Annotated in this window: 23 protein-coding genes; 12 read left to right on the top strand and 11 right to left on the bottom strand. The window is 35.7% G+C overall.

All coding sequences use genetic code 11. The features are described from left to right. The first annotated feature begins 1 nt into the window (after nucleotide 1). The 5 genes from tmk (at nucleotide 2) to J7R07_RS05130 (ending at nucleotide 4,908) form a co-directional block, all read left to right on the top strand. Nucleotides 2-646 (top strand): dTMP kinase, encoded by a 645-nt coding sequence (gene tmk / locus J7R07_RS05110; protein WP_208435822.1) that lies wholly within the window; start codon nucleotides 2-4, stop codon nucleotides 644-646. Then, complete coding sequence (locus J7R07_RS05115) at nucleotides 643-1,698, top strand: DNA polymerase III subunit delta' (RefSeq protein ID WP_208435823.1); 1,056 nt, start codon at nucleotides 643-645, stop codon at nucleotides 1,696-1,698. The genes tmk and J7R07_RS05115 overlap by 4 nt, the downstream gene beginning before the upstream one ends. Nucleotides 1,699-1,759: 61 nt before the next feature. Continuing rightward, nucleotides 1,760-3,319 carry a methionine--tRNA ligase gene (gene metG / locus J7R07_RS05120; RefSeq protein WP_208435824.1) on the top strand — a complete coding sequence of 520 codons (1,560 nt, stop codon included), beginning with the start codon at nucleotides 1,760-1,762 and terminating at the stop codon, nucleotides 3,317-3,319. Then, nucleotides 3,309-4,082, top strand: coding sequence for a TatD family hydrolase (locus tag J7R07_RS05125; RefSeq protein WP_208435825.1), 774 nt, complete (start codon nucleotides 3,309-3,311; stop codon nucleotides 4,080-4,082). Before metG ends, J7R07_RS05125 begins: the two co-directional genes overlap by 11 nt. A 10-nt stretch (nucleotides 4,083-4,092) precedes the next feature. Further along, the gene (locus J7R07_RS05130; protein ID WP_208435826.1) at nucleotides 4,093-4,908 is read left to right on the top strand and encodes an MBL fold metallo-hydrolase; all 816 of its coding nucleotides are present in this window, start codon (nucleotides 4,093-4,095) and stop codon (nucleotides 4,906-4,908) included. Between the two features lie 185 nt (nucleotides 4,909-5,093). Here the strand turns inward: J7R07_RS05130 and J7R07_RS05135 are convergent, their stop codons facing one another. From J7R07_RS05135 to pcsA, 3 genes are read right to left on the bottom strand one after another with little or no spacing between them, the layout of a single operon-like run. Then, on the bottom strand, nucleotides 5,094-5,510 hold the full coding sequence (locus tag J7R07_RS05135) for a DUF6163 family protein (protein WP_208435827.1): 417 nt from the start codon (nucleotides 5,508-5,510) through the stop codon (nucleotides 5,094-5,096). Continuing rightward, on the bottom strand, nucleotides 5,507-6,553 hold the full coding sequence (locus J7R07_RS05140) for an enoyl-CoA hydratase/isomerase family protein (protein WP_208435828.1): 1,047 nt from the start codon (nucleotides 6,551-6,553) through the stop codon (nucleotides 5,507-5,509). Before J7R07_RS05140 ends, J7R07_RS05135 begins: the two co-directional genes overlap by 4 nt. 26 nt (nucleotides 6,554-6,579) lie before the next feature. Continuing rightward, nucleotides 6,580-7,392: a phosphatidylcholine synthase gene (gene pcsA / locus J7R07_RS05145; protein ID WP_208435829.1), complete on the bottom strand. Its 813-nt coding sequence runs from the start codon at nucleotides 7,390-7,392 to the stop codon at nucleotides 6,580-6,582. Between the two features lie 178 nt (nucleotides 7,393-7,570). On the opposite strand from pcsA, the gene J7R07_RS05150 reads away from it, so the two are divergent. The 4 genes from J7R07_RS05150 to J7R07_RS05165 all read left to right on the top strand — a co-directional run bounded on the left by J7R07_RS05150 (nucleotide 7,571) and on the right by J7R07_RS05165 (nucleotide 10,959). After that, a complete protein-coding gene (locus J7R07_RS05150; RefSeq protein WP_208435830.1) occupies nucleotides 7,571-8,833 on the top strand; it encodes a UbiH/UbiF family hydroxylase in 1,263 nt (420 codons plus the stop codon). Nucleotides 8,834-9,362: 529 nt separating this feature from the next. Continuing rightward, nucleotides 9,363-9,707 (top strand): hypothetical protein, encoded by a 345-nt coding sequence (locus tag J7R07_RS05155; protein ID WP_208435831.1) that lies wholly within the window; start codon nucleotides 9,363-9,365, stop codon nucleotides 9,705-9,707. After that, nucleotides 9,685-10,011: a hypothetical protein gene (locus J7R07_RS05160; RefSeq protein WP_208435832.1), complete on the top strand. Its 327-nt coding sequence runs from the start codon at nucleotides 9,685-9,687 to the stop codon at nucleotides 10,009-10,011. The genes J7R07_RS05155 and J7R07_RS05160 overlap by 23 nt, the downstream gene beginning before the upstream one ends. A 420-nt stretch (nucleotides 10,012-10,431) precedes the next feature. Continuing rightward, nucleotides 10,432-10,959, top strand: coding sequence for a superoxide dismutase family protein (locus J7R07_RS05165; protein WP_281384546.1), 528 nt, complete (start codon nucleotides 10,432-10,434; stop codon nucleotides 10,957-10,959). A gap of 66 nt (nucleotides 10,960-11,025) precedes the next feature. Here the strand turns inward: J7R07_RS05165 and J7R07_RS05170 are convergent, their stop codons facing one another. The 6 genes from J7R07_RS05170 to J7R07_RS05195 form a co-directional block, all read right to left on the bottom strand. Further along, nucleotides 11,026-11,427, bottom strand: a complete 402-nt coding sequence (locus tag J7R07_RS05170; RefSeq protein ID WP_208435834.1) for an SUF system Fe-S cluster assembly protein — start codon at nucleotides 11,425-11,427, stop codon at nucleotides 11,026-11,028. After that, nucleotides 11,420-12,664, bottom strand: a complete 1,245-nt coding sequence (locus J7R07_RS05175) for a cysteine desulfurase (protein ID WP_208435835.1) — start codon at nucleotides 12,662-12,664, stop codon at nucleotides 11,420-11,422. Before J7R07_RS05175 ends, J7R07_RS05170 begins: the two co-directional genes overlap by 8 nt. A 10-nt stretch (nucleotides 12,665-12,674) precedes the next feature. After that, the gene (gene sufD / locus J7R07_RS05180; RefSeq protein ID WP_208435836.1) at nucleotides 12,675-13,940 is read right to left on the bottom strand and encodes a Fe-S cluster assembly protein SufD; all 1,266 of its coding nucleotides are present in this window, start codon (nucleotides 13,938-13,940) and stop codon (nucleotides 12,675-12,677) included. A gap of 11 nt (nucleotides 13,941-13,951) precedes the next feature. Then, a complete protein-coding gene (gene sufC, locus J7R07_RS05185; RefSeq protein ID WP_208435837.1) occupies nucleotides 13,952-14,707 on the bottom strand; it encodes a Fe-S cluster assembly ATPase SufC in 756 nt (251 codons plus the stop codon). Nucleotides 14,708-14,757: 50 nt separating this feature from the next. Then, nucleotides 14,758-16,269: a Fe-S cluster assembly protein SufB gene (gene sufB / locus J7R07_RS05190; protein WP_208435838.1), complete on the bottom strand. Its 1,512-nt coding sequence runs from the start codon at nucleotides 16,267-16,269 to the stop codon at nucleotides 14,758-14,760. 168 nt (nucleotides 16,270-16,437) lie between these two features. Further along, entirely contained in the window at nucleotides 16,438-17,583 is a 1,146-nt protein-coding gene (locus J7R07_RS05195; RefSeq protein ID WP_208435839.1) for a cysteine desulfurase family protein, read from the bottom strand. A gap of 165 nt (nucleotides 17,584-17,748) precedes the next feature. Here J7R07_RS05195 and J7R07_RS05200 point away from each other — a divergent pair, with 165 nt between their 5' ends. The 3 genes from J7R07_RS05200 (at nucleotide 17,749) to J7R07_RS05210 (ending at nucleotide 20,665) form a co-directional block, all read left to right on the top strand. Next, on the top strand, nucleotides 17,749-18,438 hold the full coding sequence (locus J7R07_RS05200) for an alpha/beta hydrolase (RefSeq protein WP_208435840.1): 690 nt from the start codon (nucleotides 17,749-17,751) through the stop codon (nucleotides 18,436-18,438). 286 nt (nucleotides 18,439-18,724) lie between these two features. Then, nucleotides 18,725-19,978: a tyrosine--tRNA ligase gene (tyrS, locus tag J7R07_RS05205; protein ID WP_208435841.1), complete on the top strand. Its 1,254-nt coding sequence runs from the start codon at nucleotides 18,725-18,727 to the stop codon at nucleotides 19,976-19,978. 201 nt (nucleotides 19,979-20,179) lie between these two features. Then, the gene (locus J7R07_RS05210; protein ID WP_208435842.1) at nucleotides 20,180-20,665 is read left to right on the top strand and encodes a peroxiredoxin; all 486 of its coding nucleotides are present in this window, start codon (nucleotides 20,180-20,182) and stop codon (nucleotides 20,663-20,665) included. 130 nt (nucleotides 20,666-20,795) lie between these two features. Here J7R07_RS05210 and prfB read toward each other — a convergent pair. Continuing rightward, nucleotides 20,796-21,924 (bottom strand): peptide chain release factor 2 gene (gene prfB, locus J7R07_RS05215; RefSeq protein WP_208435843.1). Its coding sequence is split into 2 segments (ribosomal slippage): nucleotides 20,796-21,854 and nucleotides 21,856-21,924, totalling 1,128 coding nucleotides; the frame shifts between segments, so codons are not numbered across the junction. Between the two features lie 185 nt (nucleotides 21,925-22,109). After that, nucleotides 22,110-24,530, bottom strand: a complete 2,421-nt coding sequence (locus J7R07_RS05220) for a penicillin-binding protein 1A (protein ID WP_343070150.1) — start codon at nucleotides 24,528-24,530, stop codon at nucleotides 22,110-22,112. Nucleotides 24,531-24,665 lie beyond the last annotated feature (135 nt).

A 24,665-nucleotide genomic window follows, 5' to 3' on the forward strand; every position in this document is an offset into this window, starting at 1 on the left:
CGTGTCAGGTTATTTTATTACATTTGAAGGAGGGGATGGAGCAGGAAAGACAACACAAATTTCTTTACTTGCTCAGTATCTCTCTAGCAAAGGCTATGATATCGTTACAACGCGAGAGCCAGGAGGAACGGCAGGTGCGGAAGCAATCCGCCATGTTCTACTGTCTGGCCAGGCTCAACAGTATGGACCTTTAATGGAAGCAATTTTGTTTACAGCAGCACGTATCGATCATGTTAATGAAGTTATTATACCTGCGTTACAAAAAGGCAAAGTTGTTTTATGTGATCGCTTCATTGATTCTACACGTGTTTATCAAGGCCTCAATGATCAAGTAAATTCCTCTACTCTTTCCGTTTTAGAATCTATTGCACTCAATGGAATAATACCTCATCTAACATTTTTGTTAGATATACCTGCAATATACGGTATAAAGCGCGCAAAAGCGCGAAGAAAGAAAGCTGAAGCGATTGATTATTTTGAAAAAGATAATTTAGAGATTCAAGAACAAAGGCGCCGAGCTTTTTTGCAATTAGCAAAACAGGAACCTTATCGATTTCGAGTGATTGATGCCACAGGCGCAGCAGAAGTTATTGCACAGGAAATAAAAAATATTTGTCATCAGGTGTTTTGGGATAAACTTCCATGAGTGATGTAAATATTTTGCGCCAATATGATGATATTGATACGGTTTTATCATCTTTACAAAATAATATAATTTTTGGTCACGAGACTAAACGTCATTTTTTGGCACAAATGTGTAAAGAGGGGCGTTTACATCATGCATTATTATTTGAAGGAAATTATGGAATTGGAAAGGCTACGTTGGCATTTCATCTTGCCTGGAATATTTTAAGCTCTCAAAAGAATGATTTTCTGCAACCTGAACATAATTCCATTACATGGCATAAAATTACACAAAGTTGTCATCCTGGACTTTTGCACATTGCACGTCGCTTTGATTTAAAAACACAAAAATTTAAAACAGGTATACTCATTGATGATATCCGTGATGTTATGCATTTTTTAAACCAAACATCGCAAGATAATGGGTGGCGTATTGTTATTATTGATCCTGCGGAGGATATGAACAGAAGTGCAGCTAATGCAATTCTTAAAACGCTTGAGGAACCTCCTGCAAAGACTTTATTCATCATTATCACACACTCTCCAGGAAAATTGCTTCCAACAATTCGTTCACGATGCCAACAGATTTCTTTACGACCACTGTGTGATGATGAAATGAAAAAAGCGATTGCACACATTTTTCTCAATCAGGATTTACCTGATGAAAAAACTCTTGAAATGATTATTCAGAGATCTGAAGGAAGTCCTCGAAAAGCTGCTTTATTTATTTCTCATGGTGGTTTTGAAATTATTAAAACCATTGATGCTCTCTTAGAGGATTCTTTTTGTAATCCAGTTGTTGTACACACTCTTGCACAAACACTTTCATCTCTTTCTTCAGCACTCCAATTCCAACAATTTTGTGATGAAATTCTTGATAAAATTCAAAAAAAAGCTATCATATTGATCGAGGAGGGAGAGTTGGCTCTCTCAAAGAAATGTGCACAAGTGTGGCAGGATATTTACCAAGAGATAGGAGAAATACAATCATTTAATCTCGATAAGAAGCAATTTATTATTAATCTGCTTTTTAGAGTTCATAAGATCATTCATGAAGATGAGCTTTTTCCGTGACAATGTGATTAATAGACGTTATGTCAATGTATCTTTTATTGCGTTTCACAATGAGTATGACATGCGTGACACATATTATATAACAACTCCCATTTTTTATCCTAATGGCACTCCACATATTGGACATGCCTATAGTGCAATTGTAAGTGATGTTTTAGCCCGTTTTCAACGATTGGACGGAAAAAATGTATTTTTTCTCTCTGGCACAGATGAACACGGTTTAAAGATGCAGCAAACAGCAACAGCGTTGGGTATGACACCTAAGCAACTTGCAGATTGTAATAGCGCTGTCTTTCAAAGAATGCTTGCAGTCTTAAATTGTTCTAACGATGATTTTATCCGTACAACAGAAGAGCGCCATTATCAGGCTTGTCAGGAAATTTGGAATAAAATGGAAGCGAATGGCGATATTTACCTTGGTCGCTATACCGGCTGGTATTCGGTTCGTCAAGAAGCATATTATGAAGAAAAAGATACTGAAATTGGAGAAGATAACATCCGTCGCGAAAAGGAATTAGGCTCTCCAGTTGAATGGAACGAAGAAGAAAGTTATTTTTTTAGACTTTCACGTTATGAAAAAGCTCTTCTTGAACATAATGAAAAGCACCCTGATTTTATTGCTCCACTTGAGCGACGTAATGAAGTTATAAGTTTTATTAAATCGGGTTTAAAAGATATTTCTATTTCACGGGCAAGTTTTAATTGGGGAATTCCTATTCCAGGTAATCCAAAGCACGTGATGTATGTTTGGGTTGATGCACTTACGAATTATCTGTCAGCAATTGGTTTTTTCGATAAAAGTTCGAAAAAACGTGATTTTTGGCCTGCAACCACTCATATCATTGGTAAAGATATTTTGCGTTTTCATGCTGTCTATTGGCCAGCATTTTTAATGTCTGCTGGAATTGAATTGCCTAAGCATATTTTTGCGCATGGTTTTTTACTCAATCGCGGTGCAAAAATGTCAAAATCCATTGGAAATGTGGTTGACCCTTTTGAAATGGTTGATGACTATGGTCTTGATCAGTTCCGTTATTTTCTACTTCGTGAAGTGCCATTTGGACAAGATGGCAGTTATAGCCATGATGGTTTTGTGAATCGTATTAATTCTGATCTTGCTAATGATCTTGGTAATTTAGCACAGCGTTCTTTGTCTATGATTGCCAAAAATTGTGATGCAAAAGTTCCTATACCAGCTACTTTTTTAGTTCAAGATAAACAGCTTCTGGAACAATCTCTTCAAACACTTGAGTTTGTACGCCAAGCTATGTCTTCTTATGGGATGCATTTAGCACTTTCAGCTATTTTTTCAGTTGTAGCAGATACCAATCGCTATTTTGCCAACGAACAACCTTGGAGTTTATGGAAAAATAATCCAAAAAGATTCTCTACAGTTCTTTACGTAACTGTAGAAACCTTACGGCGAATAGGGATCATGCTTTTGCCTTTCATACCACAGTCAGCAGCCAAGCTTCTTGATAGCCTTTCGATTGCTGAAAATGATCGACTATTGTATCATATCAGTAATTCAAAAATTCAAGAAGGTCTTGATCTTCCACCACCAGAACCAATTTTTCCCCGTTATATCTTAAAGAAAGACGTGATACATTATGTTGATTGATACGCATTGTCATCTTGATTTTGAAGATTTTTCACAAGATTTAGATGATGTTATCCAACGGGCTTTAGATGCTGATGTTAAGCGTATGATAACAATTTCAACATATGTTCGTAACTTGGATAAACTTCTAGCAATCGCGCAAAAATATGATCAAGTATTTTGTTCCGTTGGCACACATCCCAATCATGCTCATGAAGAACTTAATATTACAGCTGAAAAACTTATTCACCTCTCGAAGCATCCTAAAATTGTTGCATTTGGAGAAGTTGGGCTTGATTATCATTATGATTATTCTTCACCAGAAGAACAAAAGAAAGTTTTTCAAGAGCATATCATCGCTTCTCGAGAAACACAGCTCCCTCTTGTTATACATTCACGCAATGCAGACTTGGATATGGAGAAAATATTACGCGAACAAATAAAGGAAGGTGATTTTCCATTTGTACTTCATTGCTATTCGTCTGGTATGCAACTTGCTCGTGCTGGTATTGAACTTGGTGGCTATATTTCTTTTTCAGGTATTCTTACTTTCAAAAATGCACTTGAAACCCGTGAAATAGCAAAAATTGTGCCTCATGAAAATTTATTAGTAGAAACAGATGCACCATTTTTAGCACCTGTACCTCATAGAGGCAAAACTAATGAGCCATCTTTTGTATGTTATACAGCGGCTATTTTGGCTGAAACGGTTGGCTTAAACATTGAAGAAATAGCTCAGATAACAACACAAAATGCTTTTCGTTTATTTAGTAAAATGAAATAAGGCAAAAGATATGTCTGATCGATATCGATTTACAATATTAGGTTGTGGTCCCTCTCCAGGAGTTCCACGACCTAATGGTGATTGGGGAGCGTGTGATCCCAATAATCCTAAAAACAAACGCTACAGAAGTTCTTTGTTGGTTGAACGTATTCATGCATCAGGAAAAAAAACAACAATTGTTATTGATACTGGTCCAGACTTTAGATCACAAATGATCAATGCCGACGTAAAACATCTTGATGCTGCGCTTTATACGCATTCTCATGCAGATCATATTCACGGTATTGATGATTTACGCAGTTATGCGCTTGCACAAAAATGTTTAATAGATATTTACGCAGATACATCCACACTAAAGCATTTGCAAAATGCTTTTGGGTATTGTTTTCGAACACCAAAAGGTTCATCTTACTCCCCCATTTTAAAAGCGCATCTTATCAATGAAGAGAGTCAACTTATAATTAAGGGGCAGGGCGGAGCAATAACCGTCACTACGCATTTACAATGTCATGGTCATATTCATTCTTTAGGTTTTCGTATTGGTAATGTTGCTTATTGTACAGATGTTAGTAAATTTCCTGAAAAAACGATACCAAAATTAATGAATTTAGATGTTCTCATTATTGAAGCACTGCAATTTGAACCCCATCCAAGCCATTTTTCTGTTGATCAAGCATTACAATGGATAAAATATCTACAACCAAAACAAGCCATACTCACACATATGGATAAATCGCTTGATTACAATAATGTTATAAATTATGTCCCATCACACGTTAAACCTGCATATCAAGAACTTACTTTTGAAACAGATGCAGATGTATAAGGTCTTGTAACCAAACATTAAATCTCAGAATAATGAATTGAGGCATAAAAATATGACGTATATTTTAAAGTGGAGTTTATGTTGTTTCTATTCAGGTCAGGTTAGAGGTTTTGTTTTTTGCATCATATTATTGCATAATATATATTATGGAACTTTAATTTTCTCTTAAGAAATTTTTATAATTTTCAATCCAATGATCTTTTTTTATAATTTCTTTTTAAAAAGATCATCATTATTTGTAGTATCGTAAAAGTTAAAAATAATACTCCGTGAAACAGTGGTACAAATGATTGATCGATAGAACCAAAGTAATATATTGTCAACGTTTCAGTAAGTGCTGCAATGCTCCATAAAACAATTCCCCACAATGAATACATCCAAAGTCCGATTAAAGCTATAGGATAAACAACAGCCAATGTAGCTGATGTAAACTGCCATTGCCATGGCATAAGGTCAAAACGCCATAGAACGCCTGGAAATATTCCAACAAGACGCACCCAATAAAACATACTCAAACCTAAGCAAATAAGCGCCAAAAATCGCAAATAATAGTTGTAAATTAAATTGATTTTTGAAATCTGTTTTTGAGGATTAGTTTTCAAAATAATAATTCTTTTTCAACAGGTTGGAAGTAAGTATTTATCATTTCATCTGTTACACTTGAAAGTTTTTCTGGCTGCCATTTAGGTGTTTTATCTTTATCAATTAACATTGCGCGCACACCTTCATAAAAATCATGTGAATCAATCATATGATGTGCGATACGGTTTTCAATTTTCATACAATTTTCTAAAGTTTGAAATAGATTTTGTTTCATTTGTTTCCAGATAACTTTTAAACTTGTTGGAGAACGTAACTGCAAAATATCATAACATTCCTTTGCGAATAAAATACCTTCATTACTTTTTTCATAAAGTAATTCAATACATTCCTCCAATGTGCGCGTACTAAAACAATCCCTGATAACACAGCGTATTTCATGACTTGTTTCATAGTCTTTTGTAATCGCTCGTTTATCTAAAGCTAATGTAGGATTTCCTTGCTCAATAATAGCTTTTCTAATACATTCTAATTCAATCTCAGGAACAGCATGTGTCGCTAGCCCTAAATTTAAGCAATCTCCCCATTTTATACGTGCACCAGTTAAAGCAAGATAAATACCAAAGTGATTGGGCAAAGATGGTAAAAAAAAGCTTGCCCCAACATCTGGAAAAAATCCAATAGCAGCTTCTGGCATAGCAAAGAGTGTATTTTCTGTAACAATTCGATGTGAACCATATATTGATATACCTACCCCTCCTCCCATCCAAATACCATTTAAAAAAGAAATATAAGGTTTTGGAAAACGTTTAATAGAAGCATTCAAACGATATTCACTACTAAAATATTGGTAAGAAGAGGCTTTTTTTTTCATATGGTAGATTTCTACAACATCTCCACCAGCACAAAAAGCACGTCCCTCTCCTTCAACTAAGACACAAGAAACAGTATCATCTGTTTCCCATGTATTAAGAGCTTTTTGAAAAGCGAACACCATTCGTTGATTAAGAGCGTTCAATGCTAAAGGGCGTGTAAGCTTTATAATACCAGCGCGCCCCTCCTTCATAAAATAAATATCATTACCCGCCCCAAAATCAATTCGCATCTCATACCCTGCATAAATGATCTATTTTATCGTTTTTTTATGTTTATTACTCCCAATTGAGGAAATAGCTGCATAACAGCACCAATACAATACATATAAATACCTGTTACTGAAATTCCTATTTTAACCCAAGATGGAGAATCCAGTTGATAAAAGAATGCGGCAATACTAAAAAAACACCATAAGAGAAAAATTGAAAAATTAAGTTTACGCAAACGAATAACTCTTACAGGATGAATAAAATAAATTGGTAAAAAAGATATTACTGCCGATAAGGAAATAATAGTAAAAGTGATCCATTCCCCTGGCCTTACTACAAAAAGCATGAAAACCATCATATTCCAAACTACGGGAAACCCTTTAAAAAAGTTCTCTTTTGTTTTCATTCCAGTATCTGCGTAATAGATAGCTGATGAAATAACAATGATAGCACTCAATAAAAATGATAATCGTGGTCCCATCAAACCACTTTGATAAAGTGCGAAAGCTGGAATTAAGACATAAGTTACATAGTCAATGATATTATCTAAGAGCTCTCCAGACCATGTTGGAAGTACGTATTTAACATCAAGTTTGCGCGCAATTGGCCCATCGATACCATCGATGAGAAGTGCAAATCCCAGCCAACAAAACATGGCAGTCCATTCTTTTTGAGACGCTGATATAAGAGAAAGAAATGCTAAAAACGAACCAGAAGCTGTTAATAAATGAACAGAAAAAGCTTTTGCTTGAGGCATCGTTACTTTTTTATGGCGCAATCGATCAGCATTCGTTATGATTTTTTTTGTTAGCTTACGTTTCAAAGTTTTCTTATCCTCGCTTCTAAAGTTTTTATTCATACACCAATACGCCATTTTCCCATAATATGATTTTCACTGTAACAAAACACAAAAAGGTTATTTTTTTATATCGCATTATTTATTACATAATATAATAGAATAGCTTCATATAATAAAAAGAGATTGTTCATCTAGAAAATGTTAAATATTTTATAAATGGGGAAAGGCTCAAGTAATTGTGACATTTAAAAAAAAAGATCATAAAGATATTACTGTTATTGGTGCAGGTCCAGTCGGTATGTTAGCAGCACTTAGTCTTGCACAGAATGGTTATTCTATTTGTCTTGTTGGTCCACCTACTCATGCTGATGAGTTACGGACAACTGCTCTTATGATGCCAGCAATACGTACACTTCAAAAACTTAATATTTGGAATATTCTCAAAGATCATGCTGCGCCTTTATCATTCATGAGAATCATAGATATCACATCTCGGATTGTGCGTGCCCCTACTGTCAATTTTTCTTCAGCTGAAATTGGTGAAGAAGCTTTTGGTTATAATATCCCTAATATAGAGTTAAATAATGCTTTAGCTCATTCTGTTACACATACACCCAATATTACAAGATTTGATTCTTCCGCAAAATCTTTTCATCACCAAAAGAGTCATGTATGGATTACCCTTGCAGATGAGAGGGTTATTCAAACATCGCTTGTTATTGCTGCTGATGGACGACATTCTTTAACACGGGCAGCAGCGGGTATAGGTGTCAAACAGTGGAATTACCCGCAAAAAGCACTGGTTCTTAATTTTTCTCATAATTTTTCTCATCAAAATACATCAACAGAATTTCATACAGAACATGGTCCATTTACGCAAGTTCCACTCCCAGGAAAAAGATCCAGTCTTGTATGGGTTGTTAGTTCCTCTCGTGCTGAGGAATTATTGAATATGGAGAAACAAACAATTGAAAAAATCATTGAAGACCAGATGCAATCAATGTTTGGAAAACTGATATTGGAAACACCAATTCAGATATGGCCACTTTCAGGACTTATTTCTCATCGTTTTGCGGCCAATCGAACGATTTTAGTAGGTGAAACAGCCCATGTCTTTCCTCCTATTGGAGCACAGGGATTGAATTTAGGGTTCCGTGACGTGCAGACTTTGATTGATATTTTACCCGAGCAAATATCCAATTATAACGCTGAAATGATTGTTGCACGTTATAATAAGTGTCGCAAACCTGATATATTGATCCGAAGTGGATCTGTTCATACGCTCAACTCTGCTTTACTTTCCAATATGTTACCTGTTCACATCATACGAAGCGTTGGTCTTGGATTATTACGTAATTGCTCACCGTTACGTAATTTATTTATGCGAGAAGGAATGTATCCCGGTTACGGATTCAAAAAAATTATACAAATATTCCCAACTAAATTGCCTAAAAATTTCATTAATATGACAAAAATAAATGACACTTATGAAGCAAAATAAGCTTTAATTCGGCAGATAAATTTTCTACTGTTTTATACAGTACATAAGGTGAAAAAAGAACAACCAAAAATGCAAAAACACTTAGATTGAAGCACTTTTTCATTTTTCACGCCATTGTTCTCACTTCCTAAAAACAAATAAAATTACAATGAGAAATGCAGTTTCCCTTTTTCGTGGAATTTTGACAAAATAATGTGTTCAAGGAAAAATTATATGTAAGAGCTATTAAAACGTTCTAATATCTCATATTCTCTTAGAGCCGAACTCTTATACAATAGATCTCTTTTATATCAGTTAGTTGATGATATGAGTATTGTAAAATTATATATTTGAATAAATAACAAGATAGAAAAACTATTTTAAAAAAGATAGTTATGTTATTTTACCTCATAAGATAATAAAAAAAATTATTTTTGGTTAATCAATAAAAATTTTCTTCATTAAGTATAATATTAAAAATAACATATTCTTGGGAACCTGTTAGCAATACAAATATTAATGGATTAGTATTTTAGCAGATGGTAATAAGATGAGATTAAGTAAAATTTTAAAACCAATTATTATTTTTATAATTATTATATGTCTCTCGTCTATAGTTACTGCTTCAATAAGTGAAGTTTTCTATGCCCCCTATTGTCAAACTGCTGCATATAGCTTCACTAAAGACATTACTAAACCAGGACAAAACTCGTTTACTGCTTCACAAATTAGAAACTGCCTTATGCAAAATGGTTTCACAAATATTAAACGATTGCGTTTAGACGATAAAGGTATTTGGCGTGCTTTAGTAGAATTTAAGAAGCACCATTTTATCGTATCAGTTGATTACTCTGGAACAGTTAGCGTTCAAAATGAAAGAAAAAAATGTGGTTGATTTTAAAACCTATAGTAATACTGCTTCTAATGATTGTGAGAGGACTTTTTTCAAAAAAATTTTTTTCTCTATTAAAGAACCAGCTTTTATTGGAAGCTTAAATGGTAGTATATCAGGAGCAATTGCAGCAATTCTTGCAACTTATGGTTATATTGCTCTGCCGGGATTTGGTCCAATTATTGCAATGGGTATAGGTATAGCACTTTCGATTGGAATAATAATTGGTGCAATGATAGGATCAATAATAGGTATTATGGTCGGTACATTTTGTATTTTCATGGGAAATTTATACACATCACGATAATTATTTCTTTTATAAACTTCATAATAAAAAAAACTGCGTCCCATTATGGCTAAGATATTAGCTAAATTATTAAAATTCCTTACTTAATTTCTCATGAAACCTTAAAAAATCTCTGTTTTTTAGCAACATCTCTTGAAGAAATATCAGTGGAATATAACTATCAATCTATAAAAGCTACATTTTTAGATATGCTTAGAGATGTATAAAAAGAGTTATTTTGAGATTACAAAATTTGTTCTTTTAATCATATTTTTTAAGAAATTATTATTTTCAAAATTTAAGAAAATAACAAATTTATGTAAAATGTAAAAACGATCTTTATTAAGTATATTGCTTTTATATTTAATATAAAAATAATTAATAAAATAAATATTTTTTAATTTGTGAAAGTTATTTAAAATGAATAGAAAAACTTACTGTATAAATAAAATTTTATTTCCATTATTAGCTTCATTAACGTTTTTCACTTGTAATAATACTGTATTAGCAAAATCTATGCAAGTCAAGATTTATAAGCTAGAAAAGAACAACGCAAAGAATCCTATTGGTACAATTAAAATTGAAGAAAACATATATGGTCTGGTTTTTACGCCAAATTTGTCTACCTTATCGGAAGGTTTGCATGGTTTTCATGTACATGAGAATCCTTCATGTGATACGAAAGATAGTGTAATTGGTGGTGCTGCAGGCGGACATTATGACCCAAACCATACTTATAAACATCTCGGACCTTATAATATGAATGGCCACCTTGGTGATTTACCTGCACTTTATGCCAATGATAAAGGCGATGCAACAATGAGTGTTCTTGCTCCTCGAATTAAGAAGCTTTCAGAAATTACAGGACGCTCGTTAATAATTCATTTCGGTGGAGATAATCAATCAGATAAGCCATTACCGCTTGGTGGAGGTGGTGTGCGTTTGGCATGTGGTATTATCGAAGAATAAGACTAACATCGCGATGAACTATGAATATAGTTTTTCTGCAATGATCGTAGATTATACTGAGAGTATTTAGTACCATCCGACAGCAATTTGTGCTTCTTCTGACATACAGTCAGGTGTCCATGGTGGATCAAACGTCATAGTGATTTCAACGTGTGAAACACCTTCAACTGCGCTTACAGCATTTTCTACCCACCCCGGCATTTCACCGGCAACGGGACATCCTGGTGCTGTAAGCGTCATTTCAATTTTTACTGAACGATCATCTTCAATATCAATACGATAAATTAACCCTAGCTCGTAAATATCAGCAGGAATCTCCGGATCATAAACTGTTTTGAGAGCAGAAATGATATCATTCGTCATACGATCAATTTCATCTGCTGGAATTGCTGATATGTAAGATTTTTCATTTTCGCTTACAGTTTCAACGGATTCTGTAGAATGATAATCTTCAATTGTTTTAGCCATTAAAAAACGTCCTTGCTTTTTCTAATGCTTCCACTAATTGGTCAATATCTTCATGATTACTATACATAGCTAGTGATGCACGACAAGTAGATGTCAAACCAAAATACTGTAATAAAGGTTGTGCACAATGCGTCCCCGCACGTATAGCAACACCTTGCCGATCAATAAACATAGCGATATCATGGGAGTGAATACCTTCCATTTCAAAAGATATAATTGCTCCTTTATGAGGAGAATGTCCATAAATACGCAATGACTTAACCGTTTCAAGCCTTTCATGTGCATAAGATAAAAGTGCTGTTTCATGTGCATGAATGGCATTTTTGCCTTTTTTGCGTATATAATCAATAGCGGCAGCCAACCCAACAGCTTCAGCTATGGGAGGAGTGCCTGCTTCAAAACGATGGGGAGGAGCATTGTAAAAAACCTCATCAACAGTTACGTCTTCAATCATTTCCCCTCCCCCTTGAAAAGGATGCATTTCTTCTAGCCTATATTCCTTACCATAAAGAACACCTATACCTGTTGGACCATAAAGCTTATGACCTGTAAAAACATACCAATCACAATTAAGGTCTTGCACATCAACTGTTAAATGTACAGCCCCTTGAGAACCATCAACAAGAACAGGAACACGATTTTGGTGTGACAGCTTAATAATTTCTTTAACAGAAGGCACAGTTCCCAATACATTAGACATATGCGTAATAGCAACAAGTTTTGTTTTATCATTTAAAACTTTTTGAAAATCCTCAATGTGTAAAACACCATTTTCATCAACTGGCACAAAAACAAGCTTAACACCTTTCCGTTCACGAATAAAATGCCAAGGAATAATATTTGAGTGATGCTCCATAATAGTGAGAACAATTTCATCACCTTCATTTAATTTTGGCATCCCCCAACCATAAGCAACAGTATTAATAGCTTCTGTTGCACTTTTCGTAAAAACAATTTCCCTCGCTGTTTTGGCATTTAAAAAAACACGAACTGTTTCGCGAGCATCTTCATACAATTGTGTCGCAGCATTCGATAAAAAATGCATTCCTCTATGCACATTCGCATAACGACATCGATAAAAATTATCCATCGCATCAAGCACAAATTGTGGTTTTTGGGCAGATGCACCACTGTCAAGATAAGCCAGCCGCTTGCCATAAACATTATATTGTAAAATAGGAAAATCACGGCGAACTTCTTCTATATTATAACCCAAAGTTGATACGGCACTTTCCATTTTTTTTACCTTAAACATTTTTTTCTAACCATTGGCTAATGATATCCTTTAAAACAATTTGGATATTATCTTGTTTGATGTCATCAATAAGCTCAGAGATAAAGCCTTTAATCAAAAGTGCACGAGCGGTTTTAAAAGGGATGCCGCGCGCCATGAGATAAAAAAGATAATCATGATTAATATTGGCAACTGTCGCACCGTGACCACACGCAACATCATCAGCAAAAATCTCTAATTCAGGCTTTGCATTAAACTCTGCAGAATCTGAAAGGATAAGGCTATTACAGGCCATGCGTGCATCTGTTTTTTGAGCTTTTTGAGCAACGCGTATTATTCCTTGAAAAACACCAACTGCTTTATCTGTAACCACATTGCGTACAATTTCAGTTGAGGTTGATTTTTCTTCCACGTGATGAACAGTCATCGTAAGATCACTATGCGTTCTTCCTGATAATAAATTTATGACTCGTAATTGAAAATCAGATTCCTCTCCCTGTAATTCAATATCAATTTCCTGACGATTAAGTTGACTGCCTATATTAATCACATAAAGTGATAATTTTGCTCCTTGGGCAAGAACAGCACGAAATCGGCCAAACTGTGTAGCATTAAAACCACGATCGCGAATAAGAATCCATGTCACATCACTATAAGCAGCAATATGCAATGAAAATATTGAACTAACAAAGGTATCTTGATCATTACCAATCTGATGTTCAATAAACACAGCTTGACTGTTTTTATCAATTTTCATGTCTGAAAAAATATGAGATTGTCCCCCCATTTGAATATTTTGTAATTCAATGGGAACATTTAATTTTGTATTTTCAGGGATGTAAAAAAACCAACCATCTGTGAAAAAAGCTGTATTTAATTGTCCTATAAAATCTTCATCAGAAATGATTTGATCTATTTTTATAGAATTTTCTCTTAATGCATTTGCAAGTCGTTTTATTACGATATTTTTTACCTTTGACTGTGTAGATTTTTTTCCATTTTTAATAGAAAAAACAGCACTCTCCGAAAGTAATGTGTCAATGAATTGCCCATCGTCATTTACTTCTGAAAAATTACTAACGGATTTCAGTAATGTACGTAGATTAGTATAATGCCAATTTTCAATTTTACGTGAAGGAAGCCGTATGGTTTGAAACAATTCAATAGCTTTTTTACGAACTGCCTGCACAGTCTCATCACCAGGTAAATTGCTGATATACTGGTTGAAATTATTGAGTATATCTTTTTCAACCTCTAACAATTCTTTCTGTGCGTTCATATTTAATAACCTCAAGCCGCTTCACTAATAAGATCAGCATATCCATTTTGTTCCAAATAAAGCGCTAATGATTTATCTCCACTTTTGATAATGCGTCCTTTATAAAGAACGTGTACCGTATCAGGAATGATATAATTAAGGAGACGTTGGTAATGGGTAATCACCAAAAATGAACGCTTTGAATCCCGCAATTTATTAACACCATCAGCAACAATTTTTAGCGCATCAATATCTAAACCAGAATCTGTTTCATCTAAAATGCAAAGTTTTGGTTCAAGAAGTGCCATTTGTAAAATTTCAGCACGTTTTTTTTCTCCACCTGAAAAGCCCACATTTAATGGACGCTTGAGCATATTCATATCTATTTCAAGTTTTGAAGAAACTTCTTTAACATGTTTTATAAATTCAGGAATCTTAAGTTCTTCATCACCACGCGCTTTGCGTTGAGAATTCATCGCAACTTTTAAAAACTCCATCGTTGCCACTCCAGGTATTTCCATTGGATATTGAAATGCAAGAAAAATGCCATATGTCGCACGTTCTGCTGGATCCATTTCTAACAGTGATTGTCCATTATAAAGAATATCACCTTCTATCACTTCATAATCATCACGACCAGCAAGCAAATAAGACAAAGTCGATTTTCCAGCTCCATTTTGTCCCATGATAGCAGCAACTTCACCATCTTGAACAGTCAAGTTTAAACCGCGAATAACTTCTGTATCGGTCCCAACAATACGGGCACGTAAATTTTTTATTTCTAACATAATTTAATCCTGTTTTGGCTGCTTTATAAGCGCGCTATTTATCTAAATAATTAACCCACGCTACCTTCAAGGCTGATACCAATAAGCTTTTGCGCTTCAACAGCAAATTCCATTGGAAGTTTCTGAATGACCTCTTTTACAAAACCATTCACAATTAATGCGATGGCCTCTTCTTCAGGAATTCCCCGCTGCATAACATAGAAAAGCTGATCATCAGAAATTTTTGATGTTGTCGCTTCATGTTCAAATTGCGCTGTCGCATTTTTTGCTTCAATATAAGGTACTGTATGGGCACCACAATCATTTCCAATTAACAAACTATCACATTGCGTAAAATTACGTGCATTTTGCGCTTTTCGGTGTGCTGTAACTTGTCCCCGATAAGTATTGTTTGAAAAACCAGCAGAAATGCCTTTGGAAACAATACGACTTGATGTATTTTTCCCTAAATGAATCATTTTTGTACCGGAATCAATTTGTTGGTAACCATTTGCAACAGCAATAGAATAAAATTCTCCACGCGAATTGTCACCACGCAGTAAGCAGGATGGATATTTCCAAGTAATAGCAGAGCCAGTTTCAACCTGCGTCCATGAAATTTTAGAATTATCACCCCGACAATCTCCGCGTTTTGTCACAAAATTGTAAATCCCTCCCTTACCATCTTTATCGCCAGGATACCAATTTTGTACTGTAGAATATTTAATTTCTGCATTTTTGAGTGCAACAAGCTCAACAACAGCAGCATGAAGTTGGTTTTCATCACGCTGAGGTGCTGTACATCCTTCAAGATAAGAAACATAAGAATCTTCATCTGCAATAATTAATGTGCGCTCGAATTGTCCTGTATTACGTTCATTAATCCTAAAATAGGTTGAAAGCTCCATAGGACAACGAACTCCTTTAGGAACATAAACAAACGAACCATCTGTAAAAACAGCTGCATTTAAGGCAGCATAATAATTGTCACTCGTAGGAACAACCGTTCCTAAATATTCCTTAATCAGAGCGGGATGTTCAATAATTGCTTCTGAAATAGAGCAAAAAATAACACCCGCACGTGCCAACTCTTTTTTAAATGTTGTCACAACAGAAACGGAATCGAAAACTGCATCAACAGCTACCTGACCTGATGCATAAATACTCTCATCAAAAGTAGAAGGATCAGATTGTTTTCTGACTCCTGCCAAAATTTCTTGCTCTTTGAGGGGAATGCCAAGTTTTTCATAGGTCGCTAACAACTCAGGATCTACTTCATCCAAAGACTTCGGCCCCGTATGATTTTTAGGAGCAGCATAATAATAAAGCCCTTGGAAATCAATTTTTGGATATTTAATGCGCGCCCAATCAGGTTCTTGCATTGTCGACCAACGACGGAAAGCCTGTAAACGCCAAGCCATCATCCATTCAGGTTCACGTTTTTTAGTAGAAATAAATTTGATAATATCTTCATTTAAACCTTTTGGAGCTTTATCCATTTCAATATGGGTTTCAAAACCATATTTATATTGATCAACATCTATTTCTCGTACTTGGCGTATTGTTTCTTGTACTGCCGGCATAAACTTTCTCCATTTTTTGGCGTTACGAACCAGTGACTAAAAGCACTGTTTTTCACAGGACCAAAATATGCACTCCATTCTCTAGGCTATATATAAAGTGGGAAAATTCCAATCAAGTTTATTTTATTTTTTAAAATAACTCTATTTATGACTATTAAATGATAAACCCTATTTTTTTCTATTACTAATAATTTGAGAAAAAAACAATAAAAAATCATCAATATCTTGAGAAGTTGTAGACCGCCCTATTGAAACGCGAATTGCTCCATTTGGAACATGGTGCCCCATCGCTTCCAAAACTCTGCTTTTTTTTACTTTTCCTGAAGAACAAGCAGAACCTGCTGAGACAGAAAATCCTGCCAAATCAAAACCAATTTGCATCGTTTCAGCTTTTATATCGCGTATAGCAAAATATGTTGTATTTGGCAAACGCTTGACTCTTTTGCCAAAAATTTCAACATCACTACACATTTCTTGTATTCCATCTTCTAATTTATCACGTAAATGCATTAATTGTTTTATCTCTTCTTGAGTAAATCGATCAGTAATTGCTGCGCCAAAAGCAGTAATAAGAGGTAATGCCTCTGTTCCTCCACGAAAACCCTTTTCTTGCCCTCCTCCCACAATAAGAGGATGCGGCATCAGTAGATTTCCACAGGAAACCAAAGCACCAATCCCTTTAGGTCCGCCAATTTTATGTGCAGATAGTATAAAAAAATCCCCTCCCATGTGATGAATATCAACAAAATTTTTGTCTATATATTGTGTCAAATCAACAATAAGAATACCTCCATAATCCCGAACGATAGCGGCTATTTCTTTTATGGGTTGAATAACACCAGTTTCTCCATTTGCAGCTTGAATGGCAACAAGAGGAAGACCCTTTGTTTTATCATGAATCTTTAAGAGAGAGGCTAATTGATCTTGTTGAATGAGCCCATCTTGATCAACGGTAACTGCACTAATACATTCTTTAGGAAAACGTCCTCCTTCTGCAACCGATGGATGTTCTGTAGCTCCAATGTAAAGATGAGAAAATTGAACCTTAGAGCTTCCCATATTATAAAAGGGTGATAACAAGGTCATGGCTGCTTCAGTTGCGCCAGATGTAAATACAACATGATCTGGATGTGTGTTGAGGTTTTCAGCAATTTGTCGGCGCGCTTTTTGCAATAAAGCCTTAGCAGCCCTTCCTTCCGCATGAACAGATGATGGATTACCAAAGATCTCTAAAGCTTCCAATAATGCCATTCGCGCTATTTTCTTAAGCGGTGTCGTCGCATTATGATCAAAATATCGGCGTTGTATAACCATTTTACATCGCACTCACTAACTTACAAATTGATTTTTTTAAAAAAAATAGTGCAATTTTCTTGAAAAATGCACTTAAAAAAGAATATCTAACGATTACTTAAGAGATTCTATGATAAAAATCGACCAAGGTCAATGGAAGCTTTTATAGCATTTAAGGAGCATTCAATGCCAGAAATTATTTTTAATGGTCCCGCAGGTCGGCTTGAAGGACGTTATCAGCCTTCACAACAAAGAAATGCACCAATTGCGATTATTTTGCATCCTCATCCCCAATTTGGCGGCACAATGAATAATAAAATTGTTTATGATCTCTTCTATATGTTTCAACAACGTGGCTTTACGACATTACGTTTTAACTTCCGTGGTATCGGACGAAGCCAGGGTGAATTTGATTATGGGATAGGAGAGCTTTCAGATGCTGCTGCTGCACTCGATTGGGTACAAACACAGCACCCTGATTCTAAAAATTGCTGGGTAGCGGGGTATTCATTTGGTGCCTGGATTGGTATGCAACTTTTGATGCGCCGACCGGAAATTGAAGGCTTTATATCTGTTGCTCCTCAACCGAATGTTTATGATTTTTCATTCCTTGCCCCCTGTCCTTCCTCTGGGCTTATTATTCACGGCGATATTGATAAAGTTGCTCCCCCAAAAGATGTCCAAATGCTTGTAGACAAACTAAAAACACAAAAAGGTATCGTCATTACACAAGAAATATTGGAAGGGGCTAATCACTTTTTTAGTGGACGCAATAAGGAACTTATTGAACGATGTACACAATATTTGGATAGCCATATTACAAATGATTTTCTCTCTCCTCCGCCTGAATTGCTTTCACTCACCGAACAGCACTAAAAATTTCTAAAAATGAAAAAGAATTATTCTTATAACAAGGAGGTAGTTTATTTGTGTTGTTTTCCAATTTTCTTGTATTCACTGATATTCAAGAATAAAAATAGTGCCTTCTCCTCTTTAATGACGAAGTGTTTTCTTTTTAAATATATCAGCAAAATAGTCTCTGTATCATTTTTACTACCAATGTTTCTCGTTCTCTTGTAAGGTAGGCGCCATTTATGGTAGAGAAATTCTATTAACAATCCATCATATAAACGAATGCAATATTAATGAGGAAATAAAATCTGTGCTTTCCTTTAAATCTGATTTTTTACATATCATGAGTGAACGTGGCTTTGTTCATCAAATTTCGGATGAAAAAGGCCTAGATGATCTCTTTTCAAAAGAAATTGTAAGCGCTTATATTGGATTTGACCCTACAGCATCGAGTCTGCATGCTGGAAATCTTCTACAAATTATGATGCTCTATTGGTTACAAAAAACTGGTCATCGTCCTATCGTTTTGGTGGGTGGAGGGACAGGATTGATCGGTGATCCTTCTTTCAAAGACGAAGCACGACGTCTTCTGACACAAGATGATATTGCTGCAAACATTGTAAGTATTAAAAAGGTATTCACTAGCTATTTAACATTTGGTGATACAAAAACTGATGCACGCATTGTTAATAATGCTGAATGGTTATGCAATTTGAACTACTTAGAGTTTTTGCGTGACGTAGGAAAATATTTTTCTGTCAACCGTATGTTGTCATTTGATTCTGTTAGACTAAGACTTGAACGTGAACATTCCCTATCGTTCTTAGAGTTTAATTATATGATTTTACAAGCCTATGACTTTGTTGAACTTCATCAACGCTATGGACTACGCATGCAAATGGGTGGCTCTGATCAATGGGGTAATATTGTCAATGGAATTGAATTAGGACATCGCTTGAGAACAGCACAATTATATGCATTAACTTCACCATTACTAACAACTTCTTCCGGTGCTAAAATGGGTAAATCACTGAATGGGGCTGTGTGGCTTAATGCAGATATGCTTTCACCTTATCAATTTTGGCAATATTGGCGTAACACAGAAGATGCTGATGTAATAAGATTTTTAAAGCTTTATACCACATTGCCGATGGATGAGATTCGCAAACTTTCTGCATTGCGAGGAACTGAAATTAACGAAGCAAAGAAAATTCTTGCAACAGAAATTACAGCAATGTTGCACGGACGCAGCCTAGCGGATACAGCAGCCGAAACTGCGCGAAAAACTTTTGAAGAGAAAACTTTGGGAGAAAATCTTCCGACTGTTGAAATTAATACCGCAGAATTTAAAAAGGGTGTTGGATTGCTCACTCTTTTAGTACAAGCAGGACTTGCCAAATCTAACAGTGAGGCACGTCGACATGTTCAAGGTGGCGGTGTACGTGTAAATGATCAAATCATTGAGGATGAAACACATCTTATTATTGAAGAGCATATCAATGCAGAAGGAATAATTAAACTTTCCTTCGGTAAGAAAAAGCATGTTTTGCTGAAACCTGTATAAGCTCTTTATAATTTTTTGTGTTCTTTTATTTATGCTGTTTATATCGATCTTGTTTTTCAATTCAATCGCTATGAAAAAGTGGGCCTTGTTAGGAAAAATAAAAACCCTTCAAAAATAATATTCTAAAGAGTTGAATAGTTCTTTTATTCTATGTACTGTGATATTTTATGCTTATTACACAAGAAAGAAAGATAAAAACTAATGGCAAGATCAATGAAAGGCATTCCTGCTCCCGACTTTGATTTACCGCGTGATGGAGGAAGTAAAATACGCCTTTCTGACTTTCACGGAAGATGCGTTGTTTTATATTTTTATCCGAAGGATGACACCAGTGGCTGCACAAATGAAGCGCTTGATTTTACACGATTGAAAACAAAATTTGATGAAATTGGAGTTGTTGTTATTGGAATATCTCCAGATAATGTTAAAAAACATGATAAATTTAAAACAAAACATACGCTTGATCTCATTCTCGTTTCGGATGAAGAAAAAATGGCACTTGATGCTTACGGTGTTTGGGTTGAAAAAAGTATGTATGGACGCAAATATATGGGCGTTGAACGAAGCACTTTTTTAATTGATGCAAATGGGAAAATAGCAGAAGAGTGGCGTAAAGTTAGTGTGCCTGGACATGCTGATAAAGTATTAGCTGCTGCTGTACTTTTATATCATAATAGCAGTTCATAACCTTGTAACGCAATGCATTTATAAAATATAAAGCCTCCCTCCCCAACTGGTTTTATTTTACCAACTGTTAAATCTGAGCGTAACAATACAGAATTCACATCCTCCAAAACTTAAAAAAATTCATGTACGATTAATCAATATCTTTAATTTCTTGAACTTTTCCATAAATGCGTCGGGCCAGTGTCGCCTCTATAAATGCATCTAAATTGCCATTAAGTACGGATTGTGGATCAGTGTTTTCAACGCCTGTACGCAAATCTTTAACAAGCTGATAAGGTTGAAGAACATAAGATCTAATTTGATGTCCCCATCCAATCTCTGTTTTAGAAGCTTCAATGGCATTCGTTTCTTCTTCTCTTTTTTTGAGTTCTTCTTCATAAAGTCTTGCGCGCAACATAGACCATGCAGTCGCTCGATTTTTATGTTGAGAACGCTCCGTTTGACATTGGACAACAATACCCGTTTTTATATGTGTGATACGAACTGCAGAATCCGTCGTATTGACGTGTTGGCCTCCAGCTCCTGATGCACGATATGTATCAATACGAACATCTGCTTCTGAAACATCGACTTCAATATTATTATCAATGACTGGGTAAACCCAAATGCTTGCAAAAGAGGTATGGCGCTTTGCATTTGAATCAAACGGCGAAATACGTACCAAACGGTGTACACCTGATTCTGTTTTCAACATACCATAAGCGTTATGCCCTTTCACGATAAGAGTTGCTGATTTTATGCCTGCTTCTTCTCCATCATGAATTTCTAATAGTTCAACTTTCATTTCATGCTGTTCAGCCCAGCGCGTATACATGCGTAAAAGCATAGAAGCCCAATCTTGACTTTCTGTACCTCCTGCACCAGCATGAATTTCTAAATAAGTATCGTTTGGATCTGCTTCTCCTGAAAGAAGCACATCAATTTGCCTTTTATCTATCTCATTCTTAAGATTGCGTATTGCATTTTCTGCATCAGTGATAATTTCAGTATCACTTTCTTCCTCACCCATCGCAATTAACTCAATGCACTCTTCAAGTTTTTTTGTAAATGAACGAATATTATTGATTGAATAATCAAGACGCTGACGCTCACGCATCATATCTTGCGCTTGTTGCGCATTATTCCAAAGTTTGGGATCTTCTGCTTTCTGATTGAGATACTCTAGGCGTTTTAGTGATTGATCCCAGTCAAAGATGCCTCCTTAGCAACTTAATTGCTTGTTGAATCTCATCGACTAATATTTCTATTTCTGCCCGCATAATTTAATACCGTAGTTTTTATTTTTTAAGAATGTTTCATTATCCTGCTTAGCATTTTATACAAACGCAATGACCATAGTAAGGGGATATAGCTTCACCAACCTATTTACTGTAGCTACACTACCAAATAGATAAAAATAACCTTACTCCATTCATCAGTCATATAACAAAGAGAATTTTGTCGATTAATACAATCCACCTGTACCGCTTTCAAGAGCTTTGTTAACCTGTGGAGAAGTTGTTCCTGAAGGAATACCTTCTTGAAAAGAGTTTGTGCCACCAATGACCTGATATATATCAGCAGGTCCAGTTCCTGGTTTAAATGCTTCTATAATAACATCACGATCTCCTCTTTCCGCGAGCATACCTGTCCTACGATTAATAGGCATTGAAATCATGCCCTTTGGCATTTTAAATGGTACATCTGGTTTTCCTTTTAGAGCTTCTCCCACAAATTCACCAAAAATAGGTGCTGCCAGTGAACTCCCCGTTCCGTGATATCCTAATGGTGCGGGTTGATCATAACCAATAAAAATACCAACAACAAGATCAGGAGTAAAACCCATAAACCACACATCTTTAGAATCATTAGTGGTTCCCGTTTTAGCAGCAATATGTCGATTAAGATAACGTAGACGTGCTGCTGTACCGTGCTGAACAACTCCCTCCATCATTGATGTAATCTGATAAGCCGTCATAGGATCAAGAACTTGATCTCGCTCATCGACCAATTTGGGTTCACTTTGATTATCCCACGTCTGAACATTACAATTTTCACAGAGACGATCATCATGACGGTAAATTGTTTTCCCATAACGATCTTGAATTCTGTCTATCAGAGAAGGATTAATAGAGCGTCCACCATTAGCTATCACTGAATAAGCTGTAACCATTCGTAAGACTGTTGTTTCAGCAGCCCCTAAAGCCATGGGGAGATAAGGTTGCAATTTATCCACAATACCAAAACGCTCTGCATACTCAGCAACAAGAGACATCCCCATATCATAGGCAAGACGTACTGTCATAAGATTACGGGAATTTTCAATGCCATAACGCAGTGTTGAAGGTCCCGAAAATGTACCACCATAATTTTTAGGTTGCCAAATCTCACCATTATATTGACGAATTTCAATAGGACCATCTAAAACAACTGAGGCTGGGGTATATCCATTATCGAGTGCTGCTGCGTACACAATGGGCTTAAATGCAGAACCAGGTTGACGGTAGGCTTGTGTTGCACGATTAAATTCAGATGCAGCAAAAGAAAATCCTCCCACCATTGCAAGAACACGCCCTGAGTCAGGATTCATAGCAACAATTGCACCCTCAACCTTTGGAATTTGTTGTAAACGATAAATGCCGTTTGTATTGGGTACTTTTTCAACAAAAATCACATCTCCAACTTGCAGAACATGAGATAAACTCTGAACAACTTTTCGATGGCTATTTTCTTTCACAACATTTAATGCCCATTTTGAATCGTTTTCAGATAAAATAGCAGTCTCCCGCTTTTTTGATAACAAACCTGAAGCTTCGCGCTGCGGCTGTAAACCAATCTCCACTTTATTATTATCTGTAGAAAGCACAACGGCTAAATGCCATTCAGGAACATCCCTTAATCCTGTAATATTTGCAAGTTCTATACCCCAATCATCTTTCTTATCAATATGATCATAAGCGCCACGCCAACCTTGTGAATGATCAAACTTAACTAATCCATTGTGTAAAGCGCGTCGAGCAAGGAATTGTAAATGAGGATCAAGCGTTGTACGAATTGAAAGCCCGCCTTCGTAAAGTGTTTTGGCGCCATAACGATTTATTAAACGGCGACGTACTTCTTCAGTAAAATAGTCAGCAGCAAAAACGTAGTTATCATTACCGCGTATTGTCGCTCCTAAAGGCTTGGCTTTAGCTTTTTCTCCTTGTTCATGGGGTACATACCCATTTGCAACCATTCGATCTATAACCCAATTGCGTCGATTAATAGCACGTTGAGTGTTTCTGAATGGATCATAATTTGCTGGCCCTTTTGGAAGAGCAGCCAAATAAGCACACTGTTCTAGCGTCAGATCATTGACAGATTTATTGAAGTAACTCAAAGAAGCAGCAGCAATGCCATAATTACCACGGCCAAGATAAATTTCGTTGAGATAAAGCTCAAGAATATGATCTTTTGAATAAGTCTTCTCAATACGCATCGCTAAAATAGCTTCCTTTAATTTACGTTCTAATGTTACCTCTGAACTTAAAAGGAAGTTTTTAGCGACTTGTTGTGTAATAGTTGACGCACCCTCCGGGCGTTTTCCAGAACCAATATTACGAATATTATTGATCAAAGCGCGAGAAAGTCCTTCAGGATCTAAGCCAAAATGACGATAAAAATTTTTGTCTTCGGCAGAAATAAAAGCCTCTTTAAGAATTTTTGGTATTGACTGAATTGGCAAATAAAGGCGATGTTTTGTTGCAAACTCCGCCATAAGACTACCATCAGCGGCATGAACACGTGTCATCACAGATGGTTCATAAAGCGCAAGAATTTCATAATCAGGAAGCGCACTCTTCTGCTCCTGTGCTATCACGCTTTGTATCATTGCTTTTCCAACCATAAGAGTGATAACAAAACTAAGAAGATATCTAAAAAAAATCATCATCGAAACGACTACCGCTTTCCTCAAAATTGATCAAAGAAAAAATATGTTATCTCACCAACACCACGCGGATATCTCTGCTAGACTGAGATA

It is taken from the genome of Bartonella phoceensis, assembly GCF_902825145.1.
GTDB classification, from domain to species: Bacteria; Pseudomonadota; Alphaproteobacteria; order Rhizobiales; family Rhizobiaceae; genus Bartonella; species Bartonella phoceensis.